The sequence below is a fragment of the Larkinella soli genome (genome assembly GCF_003703975.1).
GTDB classification, from domain to species: Bacteria; Bacteroidota; Bacteroidia; order Cytophagales; family Spirosomataceae; genus Larkinella; species Larkinella soli.
Window position 1 is genome coordinate 350,665 of the sequence record NZ_QTJY01000001.1, and the last position, 15,128, is coordinate 365,792.

At 56.5% G+C, this 15,128-nt stretch carries 9 protein-coding genes; 7 read left to right on the plus strand and 2 right to left on the minus strand.

Translation table 11 applies throughout. The features are described from left to right. The first annotated feature begins 82 nt into the window (after window positions 1-82). A complete protein-coding gene (locus tag DX909_RS03375) occupies window positions 83-1,567 on the plus strand; it encodes a helix-turn-helix domain-containing protein (protein WP_128543635.1) in 1,485 nt (494 codons plus the stop codon). 125 nt (window positions 1,568-1,692) lie between these two features. Then, window positions 1,693-2,499: a DUF4595 domain-containing protein gene (locus tag DX909_RS03380; protein WP_128543636.1), complete on the plus strand. Its 807-nt coding sequence runs from the start codon at window positions 1,693-1,695 to the stop codon at window positions 2,497-2,499. A 75-nt stretch (window positions 2,500-2,574) separates the two neighbouring features. Here DX909_RS03380 and DX909_RS03385 read toward each other — a convergent pair whose 3' ends face one another. Further along, window positions 2,575-3,756, minus strand: coding sequence for an acyl-CoA dehydrogenase family protein (locus tag DX909_RS03385; RefSeq protein ID WP_128543637.1), 1,182 nt, complete (start codon window positions 3,754-3,756; stop codon window positions 2,575-2,577). Between the two features lie 210 nt (window positions 3,757-3,966). Here DX909_RS03385 and DX909_RS03390 point away from each other — a divergent pair, with 210 nt between their 5' ends. The 5 genes from DX909_RS03390 (at window position 3,967) to DX909_RS03410 (ending at window position 11,480) form a co-directional block, all read left to right on the plus strand. Next, entirely contained in the window at window positions 3,967-5,595 is a 1,629-nt protein-coding gene (locus DX909_RS03390; protein ID WP_128543638.1) for an NAD(P)/FAD-dependent oxidoreductase, read from the plus strand. A 35-nt stretch (window positions 5,596-5,630) separates the two neighbouring features. Then, window positions 5,631-6,269: an NUDIX hydrolase gene (locus DX909_RS03395; protein ID WP_128543639.1), complete on the plus strand. Its 639-nt coding sequence runs from the start codon at window positions 5,631-5,633 to the stop codon at window positions 6,267-6,269. 388 nt (window positions 6,270-6,657) lie between these two features. Continuing rightward, window positions 6,658-9,315: a DNA gyrase/topoisomerase IV subunit A gene (locus DX909_RS03400; RefSeq protein ID WP_128543640.1), complete on the plus strand. Its 2,658-nt coding sequence runs from the start codon at window positions 6,658-6,660 to the stop codon at window positions 9,313-9,315. A gap of 1 nt (window position 9,316) precedes the next feature. Beyond that, entirely contained in the window at window positions 9,317-10,012 is a 696-nt protein-coding gene (locus DX909_RS03405; protein WP_128543641.1) for a SanA/YdcF family protein, read from the plus strand. Between the two features lie 139 nt (window positions 10,013-10,151). After that, entirely contained in the window at window positions 10,152-11,480 is a 1,329-nt protein-coding gene (locus DX909_RS03410; protein ID WP_128543642.1) for an adenylate/guanylate cyclase domain-containing protein, read from the plus strand. A 6-nt stretch (window positions 11,481-11,486) separates the two neighbouring features. Here the strand turns inward: DX909_RS03410 and DX909_RS03415 are convergent, their stop codons facing one another. Beyond that, window positions 11,487-15,122: a metallophosphoesterase gene (locus tag DX909_RS03415; RefSeq protein ID WP_128543643.1), complete on the minus strand. Its 3,636-nt coding sequence runs from the start codon at window positions 15,120-15,122 to the stop codon at window positions 11,487-11,489. Window positions 15,123-15,128 lie beyond the last annotated feature (6 nt).

Below are 15,128 nucleotides of genomic sequence, written 5' to 3' on the forward strand. Positions count from 1 at the left end.
CGCTTTGTTTACGGACGTTTTCGAGGTAATTTTACTACCAAACCACCGGCGACACCACCCGGTTTCTTAACCATCCCTTGTAGTGGCAGTACATTCCGACCATATTAGGCTGCTATTCGGCCTGAAACTCAAGCAGCTTCGATTAGATAAAGGACTTTCCCTCAGTGAACTCGGACAGCGTTCCGGGCTGTCGCTGTCTTACCTTACCGAAATCGAAAAAGGCCGGAAATACCCCAAAACGGATAAGATCGCGGCCCTGGCCCAGGCCATGGACGTGGACTATGATACGCTGGTTTCCCTGAAACTGAGCAAAAAACTCGAGCCGATCTCCGACCTGCTCCGGTCCAAGTTCCTGACCGAAATTCCCCTGGAGCTCTTCGGCATCGACCCCTCCGACCTCCTTGAACTGCTCGCCGAAGCCCCTGCCAAGGTAAGCGCCATGATTTCGACCGTCATGGACATCGGGCGGAGTTATCATGTCAGTGTGGAGCGCCTGTACATGGCCGTCCTGCGTTCCTATCAGGAGATGCACGACAACTACTTCGGGGAAATCGAGGAGGAAGCCGATCGGTTTCTGACCGAATATGCCTCCGGAAGCATGCCCGTCGATGAAAATCTGCTCACGAGCCTTCTGAGAACCCGGTTTAGTTATCAGATTCAGCCCTTCGACCGCCAGTCCCATCCCGAACTGGCGGCTCTCCGTTCGGTGTTCCGGCCCGAATCCGGGACGCTGTACGTCAATCGCCACCTTTCCGTTGAACAGAAAACCTTCCTGCTGGCCCGGGAAGTCGGTTTTCAGTACCTGAACCTGAAAAACCGGCCCTTTACCTACTCCTATGTAGAAGCCGATTCGTTCGAACAGATTCTGAATAACTACAAGGCTTCCTATTTTGCCGGGGCCATTCTGATCCGCCGAAAGGAGCTGATCGAAAAACTCCAGCCCCTCCTCGACCGGGAGACCTGGAGCAATGAGGATTTTCTGGGTTTGATCCAGTCGTTTCATGCTACGCCCGAACGGTTTTTTTACCGGCTCAGTAACCTCCTCCCCCGGTATTTCGGCATCGACCAGCTGTTCTTTTACCGGTTTAACAATACCGCCGGCCAGAACATCTTCCATCTTACGAAGGAGATGCACCTGACCCGCCAGCAGGGACCCCGCGGCATGGCCGACGAGCATTACTGCCGGCGGTGGATTGCCATGACGAGCCTGCTCGAACTGTCGTTTCTCCAGCAGCACAAAAATTTCGACGGCGCGCTATGCCGGGCGCAGCTGTCCACCTACGCCGATTCGGGCGATACCTTCTTCATCGTAACGGTCGCCCAGCCCTACCAGCCCCACCAGCAGCAGAACGTCAGCGTTTCGATGTGCTTCAAAATGAACGATGCACTGAAAAGCAAAATGCGGTTTCTGGACCCGCCCTCTCCCGAAATCTCGCAGCGGATCGTCAACGAAGCCTGTGAACGCTGCGGCATTTTCGACTGCCGGGAGCGGGTGGCGGCTCCGACCATTCTTCAGCGCAAACGGCAGGTGGAGGCAATGAAAAAAGCCCTCGAAGGGCTTCGCTGATTACCGCCGGTTTTCCGTCAGTTGTTCACCCGACGGGGCCTGCCGTCGATTCGGACTCGCTCCCGAATCCCGGAAGTTTCATATTTGTGTCGCCGATACGGTAACCTCAAACAACACAAATACGGATGAAACCTTTCCTGAAAACCCCGGCAGTCCTGCTGGCGCTGGGCATGGCCCTGGCCCTGGCTTCCTGCGAAGACCCGGCGGGTCTGGCACCGGCCGACCCGAATACGCTGACGGCGCAAAGCGGCAGCCGGCCGACGGCCCAGAGCACCAGTGCTCTTTCCACCTACGGCAATTTCACCCTCGACTATTACCCGTCCGGGAAGTTACGCAGGGTCACCAACAACGCTTCGGAATATACGGAATACACCTATCCGACCGGCCGGGAGGTGGTGGCCTCCACGTTTGAAAACAAACACCTGAAAACGAAAACCACCTATACGCTCGACCCCAATGGCCGTTGCTCTCTGGCCCATGTCCGGCATTTCGAAAACGGCGTATTGAAAACCGAACGTGACCACGAACTGGTCTACAACAGTGACGGGCAACTGGTCAAAATTTATGACCGGGAATTTCCGAATGACCGTGACGATCTGACGTATAACGGCGACGGTGACCTTGTCCGAATCGTTTCCTACTGGACCAACGGGGCGCCCTGGCGAACCGTGGAGTTCGGATATCCTGCCGGGCCTTCGCTGATCGAGGATAAGCATCCCCTGAATTTTGAATTTTTGAAGGCCGTCGACCCGTATCTGACTATTTTCGGGAAACCTTCGAAGCACCTGTACGAAACGCTGCTCTGGAAAACCATGCCCGGCAACACGACGGCTTTCGACCTGCGGTTCGGCTACAAACTCAATGCCGGTGGCTATGTAACCGAACGTCAGACTACCGGCACCTACACCCAGACCACCCAGTACGGCTATTAACGATTTTACAGACTGACGATAACCGAAAAGCCGCCCCGGGTCCGGAGCGGCTTTTTTCTGTAACTGATTTGAAGCTTATTTAAAGGCCGGTATTCCGGTAATGTCGCTCCCCAGGATCAGCAGGTGAATGTCGTGCGTTCCTTCATAGGTGATGACCGACTCCAGGTTCATCAGGTGGCGCATGATCGGATAATCGCCCGTGATGCCCATGGCCCCGTGAATCTGCCGGGCTTCCCGGGCGATGTTCAGCGCCATCTCGACGTTGTTGCGCTTCGCCAGTGAAATCTGGGCCGTGGTGGCACGTCCTTCGTTTTTCAGGACGCCCAGCCGCCAGCAAAGCAGCTGCGCTTTGGTGATTTCCGTGGCCATTTCGGCCAGTTTCTTCTGAACCAGCTGAAAAGAGGCAATCGGCCTCCCGAATTGACGGCGTTCCAGCGCATACCGCAGGGCCGAGGCATAGCAGTCCATTGCGGCCCCGACCGCCCCCCAGGCGATCCCATACCGGGCCTGGTCCAGGCAGGCCAGCGGGCTTCTCAGCCCATCGGAGCCGGGCAGGAGATTTTCTTTCGGAACCCGGACCTCCTGAAACACCAGTTCACCGGTGGAACTGGCCCTCAGCGACCATTTATGGTGAATTTCAGGCGTAGAGAAGCCTTCCATGCCCCGTTCCACCAGCAACCCGCGGATACGGCCCTGCTCGTTTTTGGCCCAAACCACCGCCAGATCGGCGATGGGACCGTTGGTGATCCATAATTTTGAACCGTTCAGAACAAAATGATCACGTTTCTCCACAAACCGCGTCTGCATCCCGGCCGGATCGGACCCCTGATTCGGTTCCGTCAGTCCAAAACAACCCATCATTTCTCCTTTGGCCAGCTTTGGGAGGTAGTGCCGCTTCTGTTCCTCGGACCCATACGTAAAAATGGGCCACATGACCAGCGAGCTCTGGACCGAAACGCAGGACCGCATGCCCGAATCGCCCCGCTCGATTTCCTGCATCATCAGGCCGTATGAAATGGCATCCAGCTCACCCCCGCCATAGTCGGCCGGCAGGGTCGGGCCGAAGGCACCGATCTCCCCGAACTTCCGGGGCATGAAGGTGGGAAATTCAGCCCGCTGGGCATAATCCTCGATGACGGGAATAATTTCCCGGTTGACGAAGTCCCGCATCGATGCCCGAACCACCTTGTGTTCCGGGCTGAGCAGGTCGTCGATTCCGTAGAGGTCCGGGGATTCGAAGGAAGTGTTATTTGCCATAGACTGCGGTGGGTCAAAGCCCGAAACGTTTCTCGGCCGGATTTCCGTATTTTTTTATGAATAGCCGTTCCGCCGGTTAACCCGGCATCCCGAAGCGAACCCAAGCCGGAACCAAGTTGTTCACCTTGCAGGACTTTTCATATATATTTGATAAAATTCCTCACTCTGTTTAAGGATAACCACCTTACCAGCGGCTACGGCCGGAAACGAATGATTCAATCACTTTCATTAACTCTTGAGCCGGAAGTCGCTTTCGATGAAGCGGCTTTCGAACGGGCCGTTCTGCAACGGCTTCAATACGCTTGCGACGACCCGAATGACCCGGATCGGCCGGTGGTCCGGAAAATCCGGCAATCCATCGACGCCCGCCGGGCCAACGGCCGATCCGGTCAGGTCAAAGTACACGTCGATGCGGAGGTCTACATCGGAGAGCAGCCGGGCTCCCGGATCACCTACCGACGCGAATATCCGGACGTCGGGCCGGCTCCGCAGGCCGTGGTGGTCGGGGCCGGCCCGGCCGGCCTGTTCGCGGCCCTTCGGTTGATTGAACTCAACATAAAACCGGTTGTTCTGGAGCGCGGCAGCGACGTCCGGACCCGTCGACGCGATCTGGCAGCCATCAACAAGGACCACATCGTCAATCCGGAGTCGAACTACTGCTTCGGGGAAGGCGGAGCCGGCACCTATTCCGACGGTAAGCTCTACACCCGCTCCAAAAAGCGGGGGGACGTCCGGCGGATTCTGGAAATTCTGGTTGCCCACGGCTCTACCGAACAGATTCTGGTGGACGCGCACCCGCACATCGGGACCAATAAACTGCCCGGCGTGGTGGCCGAACTCCGCAAAAGCATTCTGGATGCCGGCGGGGAAATCCGGTTCGATACGCGTGTGGATGACCTGATCCTGGAAGGAAGCGAAGTGAAAGGCGTCATTACGGCCGGAGGAGATGAAATCTCAGGGATCGGCGTCATTCTGGCAACCGGTCATTCGGCCCGCGACATCTTCGAACTGCTCCATCGCAAGGGTATAACCATCGAGAGCAAGCCTTTTGCCATGGGCGTCCGGATCGAACACCAGCAGGCGCTGATCGACCGGCTTCAATACCACCTGCCGGGGAACCGGAATTCCGGCCGGGGTGACTATCTGCCGGCGGCCTCCTACAGTCTGGTGACCCAGACCCGGCATCAGGGCATCGAACGCGGGGTGTTTTCCTTCTGTATGTGTCCGGGCGGTTTTATCGTTCCGGCCGCAACGGCCCCCGGCGAGCTGGTGGTCAACGGCATGTCGCCGTCCCGGCGGGATTCGCGGTTTGCCAACTCGGGGCTGGTGGTAGCCGTTCACGACAACGACCTTAAACCTTACGGTAAGTCGGGTCCACTGGCGGGGCTGCACTTCCAGAAGGAGCTTGAACAGCGGGCCTGCCGGCTGGCTTCCCGGGCCTCCGGAAGCCCGACGCAGTTGGCCCCGGCCCAGCGGGTGGCGGATTTTGTCGGCGGTCGGGTTTCTCCCGAACTGCTGCCGACTTCCTATCAGCCGGGCCTGCATTCGGTAGACATGATGGAAGTGCTGCCGGAAACCATCGCCATCCCATTGAAGTTAGGGTTACAGCAATTTGGCCGGATGATGCGCGGCTACGTGACCAATGAGGCCCAGATCGTGGGCGTGGAAAGCCGTACGTCCTCGCCGGTCCGGATACCGCGTCGGCCAGACACGCTGGAACACATCGGGACCGGGCGGCTGTTTCCGTGCGGAGAAGGTGCCGGCTACGCAGGCGGGATCGTGTCGGCGGCCATGGACGGGGAGAAATGCGCCGAACAACTTGTTAAGTTATATCGCTGAGCCTTCTGGAAAGCTCGGGTTATTGCCTTTACCCAATGACGGATACTTCGTTTCATACCTTCACGAACGCGCTGCGAAACCGGCTGAGCGAACCGCTGCCCGGGCCGGAAGCCCATCTGAAAATGGCTTCCCGTTCCCGGCTCCGGATGTCGATGCTTCCGAACGAGCGAACCCGGCGCAGTGCCGTACTCATCGTATTTTATCCGTACCAGGATTCGATTTTCCTGCCCCTGATCCTGAGACCCCAATATGACGGGGTTCATGCCGGACAGATGGCGTTCCCGGGCGGGCGGATGGAACGGACCGATGAGAACCTGGTCCGGACGGCCCTTCGGGAAGCCCAGGAAGAAATCGGCATCCGGGTGTCGGACGTGAAGGTACTCGGCAAACTGACGGAAATCTACATCCCGCCCAGCAATTTCCATGTGCTGCCGGTGGTCGGCTTTCTTCCTTACAAACCGGATTTTTATCCCGACCCGAGAGAGGTGGATCGGGTGGTGGAAGTGCCGCTGGATGAACTCATGGACGAAACCATTATCGGGGAAAGTTCGGTAGAGGTGCGCGGGGCCGTGATCGATGCCCCTTTTTACCGGATTCAGGAATTTAAGGTTTGGGGGGCCACCGCTATGATGATCAGCGAACTGCTGACGGTCATCGGCTCGGCCACCCGGTAGGGCCGGTAGTGCGTACCGGCGGATGGTGGAGGCAGGAAAGGTGTTTCCAAAATAGATGATAAAATACCGTTTCCTGTGCGAATATTATTATATTTGTGATACAAGTATAACACATACTATCATAAAATATGCATACTTTTCCAAGGTAAATCCGGCATAATTTCTGCACTTACCTGGCCGGAGCGTATTAAAGCCGGGTGGGCCGTGCGAAAAAACTGGCAAATAAAGATGCTCATCGAACCGTCAAAATCCCGCTATTTGCTGTGATTTGGCGGATTTTTATGAAAACTTATCGTATCTTTATGAAGCTATCGACGGGTATTTCCCTCCCGCCGACCCATTCAACCCGATAGCAATTTTTCCAAGCGTTTATCCATTTACGCATCCAATGAGCGAAATACTGGATCCCACTGAATTACCTGAAGATAAGCATGAAGAAATCCTTCACGACCAGACCGTCGTGTCGGGTTTATACGAAAACTGGTTTTTAGATTACGCGTCCTACGTTATCCTGGAGCGGGCGGTGCCTGCGGTTGAAGATGGCCTGAAACCGGTACAGCGCCGGATTCTGCATGCTCTCAAAGAGATGGATGACGGTCGTTTCAATAAGGTGGCCAACGTGATCGGGCAGACCATGCAGTACCACCCGCACGGCGATGCCTCCATCGGGGAAGCCATGACCACCATCGGCCAGAAGAACCTGCTGTTCGACACCCAGGGCAACTGGGGGGATATTCGAACGGGCGACGGCGCTGCGGCTCCCCGCTACATCGAGGTCCGGTTGTCGAAGTTCGGCAACGAGGTCGTTTTTAACCCCCAGACCACCGAATGGCAGCTTTCGTACGACGGCCGGAAAAAAGAACCCGTCACGCTGCCGGTGAAATTTCCGCTGCTGCTGGCACTTGGGGTCGAGGGTATTGCCGTCGGGCTCTCCACCAAAATCCTTCCCCATAATTTCATCGAACTCGTCGATGCCTCGATCAGTATCCTGAAAGACAAGCCGGTGACGCTGTATCCCGACTTCCCGACCGGCGGTCTGATCGACGTCAGCAACTACAACGACGGCCACCGGGGCGGCAAGGTCCGGATCCGGGCCAAAATTGAAGAGTTCGACAAGAAAACCCTGATTATCCGGGAAATTCCGTTCGGAACCACTACGACCTCCGTCAAGGATTCGATTATCAAGGCCAACGACGACGGGAAAATCAAGATCAAGAAGGTAGAAGACCTGACCTCAAGGGAGGTGGAAATCCACGTGCATCTGGCCCCGGGCGTTTCGCCCGATATCACCATCGATGCCCTGTACGCCTTCACCGAATGCGAGGTATCGGTGTCTCCGAACGCCTGCGTGATCATCAAGGACAAACCGCATTTCGTTTCGGTAACGGATATCCTGAAGGTCAACACCCATCAGACGGTCCGGCTGCTCGAACGGGAACTGGAGATCCGGCGGAATGAGCTGATGGAAAAGCTGCTGTACAGTTCGCTGGAGAAGATCTTCATCGAGAACCGGATCTACCGAAAAATCGAGGAATGCGAAACCTTCGAAGCGGTTCTGGAAACCATCGATAAGGGCCTGAAACCTTTCAAAAAGCAGTTTTACCGCGAAATCACGCAGGACGACCTGATCCGGCTGACCGAAATCCGGATCAAACGAATTTCCAAATACGACGGCTTCAAGGCGGAGGAACTCATGAAGCGGCTCCAGGAAGAGCTGGCGGAAACGGAAGACAACCTCGCCAACCTGACCCGGTACGCCATCAACTACTACAGGGACCTGCAGAAGAAATATGGCAAAGGCCGGGAACGCCGGACCGAGATCCGGGCCTTCAACACCATTGCAGCCAGCGTGGTGGCGGCCGCCAACGCCAAACTGTATGTCGACCGGGAAGGCGGTTTTATCGGTTCCGGGCTGAAAAAAGACGAGTTCGTTTCCGACTGCTCCGACATCGACGACATCATCGTGTTCCGCAGCGACGGGAAATGTCTGGTGACCAAAATCCAGGAAAAGGTCTTCGTCGGCAAGGATATTATCTACTGTTCCGTCTTTAAGAAAAATGACGAGCGGAAGGTCTACAACATGATCTATCTCGACGGCAAGTCGGGAATTTCGATGGTCAAGCGGTTCAACGTGACGGCCGTCACCCGCGACCGGGAATATGATCTGACCATGGGAAACCCGAAATCGAAGGTACTCTGGTTCACGGCCAACGACAACGGCGAAGCCGAAGTGGTCACCATCAACCTGACCGCCCAGAGTACGGCCAAAGTGAAACAGCAGGATTTCAGTTTTGTCACCGTGGCGATCAAAAACCGGGGAGCGCAGGGGAACATTCTGACCCGGTATCCGATCCGGAAGATCACACTGAAGTCCGGCGGGGTCTCGACCCTGGGCGGCATGGACATCTGGTACGACGAGCATCTCGGCCGGCTGAACCGCGACGAACGGGGCAAATTTTTAGGCAACTTCGACAACGGTGCCAGCATTCTGGTCGTCTATAAGGATGGCCAGTATGAACTGACCAACTACAGCCTGACCAACCGGTACGAACCGGCGGAAATCGCGGTGCTGGAAAAATTCGACCCGGAGCGTGTGCTTTCGGCAATTTATTTCGAAGCCAATCAGAAATTTCATTACATTAAACGCTTCCGGATCGAGACCACCACGCAGGATAAGAAATTCAGCTTTATCGGCGACGCCAAAGGCTCGAAACTGCTGGCCGTCAGTTCCGATCGGTATCCCCGGTTTGAGATCAACCATCAGATGAAAGACCGGGGGCCGCTGGAAAAGATGGTTCTTGAACCGGAAGGCTTCATCGATGTGAGAGGCTGGAAGGCGCTGGGCGCCAAACTGCCGTTTGCGAAAGTGAAGGACGTAAAACTTCTGCCGCCCCGCGAAAAACCGGGGCCTGACAAAATTGCCCCTCCGGTGCTGGTAATGGAGCAGGAACCGGACCCGGAGGAGCCGCTGGAAGAAGTATCCGAAACGGAACAGCCGGATTCGGCCGCTTCTTCGACGACGAAACAATTAGGATTGTTCTCGTGATATGAATCCGATGCCGTACACGACTGGCGATTATAATGCAGCCAAAACCCGCAATCCGGTGTCGCTCCTGAAACAGACCATAAAGGGCAGTATCGCCCTGGGGTTTCTGGGCGTCACGGTGGTTCTGCTTTGTAATTTCTGGATCGTGTACAGCACCCGGAGCCAGGTGTATTTCGAACTCGAGAAACTGCCCTCCAATGACGTCGGCCTGGTGCTCGGTACCAGTAAGTTCGTAAAAAGCGGGAAGGAGAACCTGTTCTTCCGCTACCGAATGGAAGCCACCGCCCGGCTCTGGAAATCCGGTAAGATCAAATACATCATCCTGAGCGGAAACAACGATTCCGAGTACTACAACGAACCGTCGGATATGCAGAAGGCCCTACGGAGGCTGGGCGTCCCGGAATCGGTGATGACGCTGGATTACGCCGGTTACCGAACCTTCGATTCCGTCGTTCGGTGTAAGGAGGTGTTCAATCAGGAAAAGATTACGATCATCTCCCAGAATTTTCACAACGCCCGCGCGCTCTACATCGGCAACCACGAAGGCATCGCAGCCGTCGCCTTTGCGGCCCAGGACGTCCCGGACGGCTACTCCCTGCGAACGCTGATCCGGGAATACCTGGCCCGGCCGCTGGCCGTTCTGGACGTATACATCGTCCATCCGAAGCCGGATATGGATAACCGCGAGATCAAGTAGCCGGTCGGACGTTCACGCCGGTTCTTCGCCGGTTCGCCCCCGTCTGGCGCCGATTCATAAGGATTCTCTTCAGGGCTTCATCCGAAGGAATTAATTTCGTGTAGGTATTGTCAATGTGAGTAAAACCATCCTCCGCACTATGACATTCGTCTACCATCGAAGGGAAAAAGAGGAGATCAGCCCCTATTTCAATGCCACGTTTGCTCAGGAGAACCTGAAAAGGGAAAAGCAGCGGGCGGGCCTCCTGGCCGCGATTTTTGCCGTGGGTATCCTCTTTTCCCTCCTGTTTTATTCGTTCTTCCCCATGCCGGCCATCCAGACGGAGGAGAAAAATGAAGTGATCCGGGTGGTGTTCATATTTCTGGCGTTCATGACGCTCTATGAATGGAACATCTGGAACTTCATCCGCATCTGGATCAAAAAGGGGGTCAATATGCCCCAGGCGGCCAAATTCATGAACGCCACCTTTGAAATTACGGCCCTGACGGTGCTTCTTTACCTGATTTCGGATAAGTTTCAGACGCCGATTCTTGTAATGCTGTCGCCGTTTTCGTCGGTATATTTCTTTTTCATCACCCTTTCCACCCTCCGGCTGAATTTCCGGCTTCCGGCCTACACCGGAATCATCGCCGGCCTGGAATACCTCTGGCTCAGCCTTTTCCTGCTGGGAGAACCGTCTACCGATGCCACCTCCCTGGACGCCTACCAGATGCTGCCGTTTACGTATGCCGTCAAAGCCTCCGTGCTGGCCCTGTGCGGGCTGTGTGCCGGATACGTCTCCCGCCAGATTCAGCGGAGCATCCGGAGTTCCATCGAACGGAGCGAAACCCAGAACCAGCTTATCACCTTCTTCGGCCAGCAGGTTTCTCCGGCCATCGCCGACCTGATCATCAAGGAAAAGGGGATGCTGAAAAGCCAGCACATGAAGGTCAGCGTGCTGTTTCTGGACATCCGGAATTTTACGAAGTACGCCGATAAACACACCGCCGACGAGGTTGTAACTTACCAGAACGCCTTTTTCAGTATCATCGTCGATGTGGTGAACCGGTACGGCGGCATCGTCAACCAGTTTCTGGGCGACGGCTGCATGATCTCCTTCGGTGCGCCGATTCCTCTCGAAAACCCGGCCGAAAATGCCGTGCAGGCCGGCCTGGCCATTCTCTCCGAAATTGAAAATGCTGTGGCCTCGGGTCAGATCATTCCCACCAGCGTCGGCATCGGAATTCATGTGGGGGATGCAGTCATCGGAAATATCGGCACCGAAACCCGCCAGCAGTTTTCCATCACCGGCACGGTGGTGATCCTGGCCCACCGGATCGAACAGTTGAATAAGGAATTCGGGACTAAAATGCTGGTGTCGCAGGATGTGCTGAATGAACTGTCCGATGCGCCGGCCCTGTCGGAATCGCTGGGCGTGGTGGACGTAAAAGGTATGGAATTTGGCGTAGAACTTTACAAAATTTCCTGACCGGGCTCAGAACAGAAAGCCGACCCGAAGCATCGGAATACGGTCTTCCTCCGAAACCGCATACAGCAGCGAAACCACCGCCTGGCTGTACGGGGCCAGCCAGATACCGCCCCCGAAGCCCTGATGCCAGCGCCGGGAGCCGTCCCCGTCGACCCAGACCCTCCCGACATCGTTGAAGCCAAGTAAACCGAGGTAGGCAGGAAACAGGTAGGTTCGGATGGTTGCTACCTTCAGGCGGAGTTCGGTATTGTTATACAAGGCGCTTTTACCGGCAAACCGCGTCCGGCGGAAACCCCGCAGATTGGATAACCCGCCCAGCGTGTTGGCCTGGAAAAACTCAAAATTCGTAAAATTAGCTCCACCGCCAAACCGGGTAGCGAAGGTGAGCAAGGCGGGAAGCCGGAAACTGACGTAAAAGGAGAGGTCCGATTGCAGGCGGGTCAGGTTTCTCGAAAGGGCCGTGATCCCGTCGTAGGCCACCAGTTCGGTATCCCAGTGAAGGCCCTTCGTCGGCAGAACCTGGCTGTCGCGGGAATCCACCTCGAACCCTGCCCGTAGCCCGGCATACCACCGACGCCGGAACAGGTCCGGGCCCTCCGGCAAACCGGTGACATATTCCCCGATAAAACGGCGCGGGTTTTCCTCCACCTCGATGCTTTCCAGGGCGGGTCCGGCAAAAAATCGGGCGGGTCCGAGCTGATGCTGAAGCAGGGCACTCAGGGCGAAATTCTCAAACCGGGTGCGGTAATAATTGATTCCCCTGCGTTTATCAAAGACCGTTTCGTTCCCCAGCCCGAAAAAGTTGTAGACGAAGTTCGGCGCCTTCAGGTCGGCATTCAGCCGAAGGTCGGTTTTGCCGAGAACATCCGTAAAAATCCCGTCATACCGGAAATTATAAGCGCTGGTAGCGAAAGCGTGGTTGACGATGAACCGGTGCTGCTGGGCGTACGGCTCCTTCCGGAATCCCTGCTTCCGGTAGAGAACCCCTCCGCCGAGGAACAGCCCATCGTCCGGGTTATACTGAACCGATACCTGAGGGAACACGACATCATACCGGAATGCCTTTCTGTTGTAGGAATTTACGTCGGGCCGGTCGGAAAGGCGCAGCCGGGTTTCAGGGCCGGGCGTTACCCGGGTATTCCGCGTATCGTAAATGATCGTTCTCCGGCCTCCGTCCACCCGGGAACTGTCCGTAATCCGGTCTTCTCCTATCCCTCCGATGATCCGGATCAGACTGCCCCGCTCCGAACGCCCGCCGATCAGAAACTCGTCGTTTCCGCTCAGTCCGTACAGCCGCACCTCCCGGGTTTCTGCCGGATCGAAAACCCGGCGGTACATCCGTTTCCCCGGATCACCATCCTTTTTTAGTTTAAAAACCGAGACTTCCGTCAAACCACCGGGTTTACGGTCCACTAAAAACCGCTCTGCCTTGTCGCTTCCGGTTACATCGACGTTTCGCGCCAGAAAGCGGTACAGTTCATCCGCATACCGGCCCAGATCGGTACGACGCCGTTGCAGCCGGGATTTGATGGTGGCTGCCGTTTGCTCATAGGCCGGTGAGGGCAACTGGCGCAGGGCCTCGTCGATGCTGGCGTCGGTCAGTGAAGCCTTGAGCGAATCGGCGGTTTTCAACCAGTCGTTGCGGTCGGGTTCGGTCAGGAAGGAGCGGTCGAAATACCGGGCGTTGAAGCTTAATCCGGGCACATCCCGGATGGTGTAGTCGAAGCCCTGAATTTTCGGCATAGCCCATTTTCGGCTGGCAATCCGGGGGATCAGGCCCTCGTTAACGAAAAAGGCCTGGTCGCGGTCGCGCGGAACCGGGCGAAACACCTGGCCGCTGCCGGCTTTATAACCGGCCCAGCGCCACTGGTCGTCATGTCGGTCCCAGTCTCCCAGAAAAAGATCGAACAGACGGGCTTTCAGAACGGCCTGCTGATCGACCCGGTTATCGTTGTCATCCGCCAGTTTCTCCAGTAATTTGGAGGTGCTGTAAATTTTTCGGGTGCCGCCGAAGGAGGTGCTGGTCCGGTAATCCCCGTCGACTCTTTCCTCAAAAAGGGCGAGCGTGTTGGCAAACACCCGCCGGTACGGCCCCAGCAGCGAATCGTCGGGAACAATGACGAGCATCGGGTTGGTGTGGTAGATGCCGGCGGCTTCGGCCAGCTTCGGCACCGCCAACGCGGCAAACGGGTGAGAGGCCGAAATCTGGTCCTGAACGATGTCGCCGACAAACCGGCTTCTCAGGACCATCGGGATAGCATTTTCCGCGTATTTCTCGACCGACCGAAGCACGTATTCGTGTCCGTCCTTTCCTTCCAGCCGGAGAGAGAGCGTCTGCATCCCTCCTCCCCGCTGCAGGGGTTTCAGACCGCCGGCCTGCTGTCTCAGGTTCAGCACCGGCACCTCGACCGGGCTTTCCCACACCTCCCGGTAATTGTCGCCGAGGAGAAACCGATGAAACGATCCGGCCGTATATTTCCGGCTCGGGACAACAGTCCGGGTCGGGCCCGTGCCGCCAACCCGACCGTCGGTAGGGGGATTGGCCGGCAGCCGGATCGTTAAACTGTCCAGAATCCTGCCTTCCTCCCTGCTTTCATCCGCCGTTATAAATGAAATCTTTACCGTGCCGTTCTCACAAACATCCAGCCGGGCAAATCCTTTCTCCCGGGAGGCAAACAGGCTGTTCCGGCCTTTCTTCACCGGGGTGGATTTCGATCCGCTTCCACTGGTCAGGTAATAGGTAGAGTCCTGTAAAATCAGTTGTTCATTATGATCATGCCCATTCACATACAGCACGTTGCGGTTTTTTTTCAACAGGGCGACGATGCCGTTCCGCAGGAGTTTATACTTCGGATTGGGAATGTCCTGAATGCTTCCGATCCAGGAGCGATACAGCGGGTAAATGGACCCGACGACGGGGAGAGGAAAGTAGAGCCAGTCTATTTTGTTGATTAGCGGAAACAGGTGATCCCTGAAAACGAAATGCCCGCCGTGTGACCCGTGGCTGAACATCGGGTGATGCCCGGCCAGAATGACCCGCCTGCCCCGGTTCCGTTCCAGGGCGTCATCCAGCAGGAGTAAAAAGGAAGAAAGGTCTTTGGCCTCGCAATCGGATTCCTCGCCCGGTTTGTCCCAGGGGTGGAGCCACCACTGGGTATCGATCAGGATCAGGGTCAGACCGGGATTCAGGGAAACTTCCACCGGTCCCGGACACCCGCCTTTTGGAAAAAACACGTCGTCCCGGCGCAGCACGGTGCTGACGAAACGTTCCTGATTTTTGATTCGCTGCCAGCCCAGACGGCCCCCTTTGTGCCAGTCATGGTTTCCGGGTATCATAAACGCCCGACCGGGAAATCTTTCCAGCAGCGAAAGCTGTTCCCGAAGCCGTCCCTCAGCTTCATCCCGACCGATTTCGGCGGAATCGGGCAATCCACTTTCATAGACGTTATCGCCGAGGAAAATCAGGCTGCTGTTCCGGCCGGCACGGCTTAGCTGGGTCTGAAGTGTTTTGAGAATCGGGTCATCCTTCGGACGAGGTTCACCGGCATCGCCCAGCAGGAAGACGGTATAGCCGCCGGTCTGGGCAACCCCCCAGGCAGGGAGGAGGATCAGCAGGAATAGAAAGCTGTAGAGGTGTTTCATCGCAGG

Coding starts and splice junctions, on each gene's coding strand:
- DX909_RS03385 (WP_128543637.1), bottom strand. CDS start 3,756: ATGGCAAATAACACTTCCTTCGAATCCCCGGACCTCTACGGAATCGAC.
- DX909_RS03415 (WP_128543643.1), bottom strand. CDS start 15,122: ATGAAACACCTCTACAGCTTTCTATTCCTGCTGATCCTCCTCCCTGCC.
- DX909_RS03405 (WP_128543641.1), top strand. CDS start 9,317: ATGAATCCGATGCCGTACACGACTGGCGATTATAATGCAGCCAAAACC.
- DX909_RS03380 (WP_128543636.1), top strand. CDS start 1,693: ATGAAACCTTTCCTGAAAACCCCGGCAGTCCTGCTGGCGCTGGGCATG.
- DX909_RS03390 (WP_128543638.1), top strand. CDS start 3,967: ATGATTCAATCACTTTCATTAACTCTTGAGCCGGAAGTCGCTTTCGAT.
- DX909_RS03410 (WP_128543642.1), top strand. CDS start 10,152: ATGACATTCGTCTACCATCGAAGGGAAAAAGAGGAGATCAGCCCCTAT.
- DX909_RS03395 (WP_128543639.1), top strand. CDS start 5,631: ATGACGGATACTTCGTTTCATACCTTCACGAACGCGCTGCGAAACCGG.
- DX909_RS03400 (WP_128543640.1), top strand. CDS start 6,658: ATGAGCGAAATACTGGATCCCACTGAATTACCTGAAGATAAGCATGAA.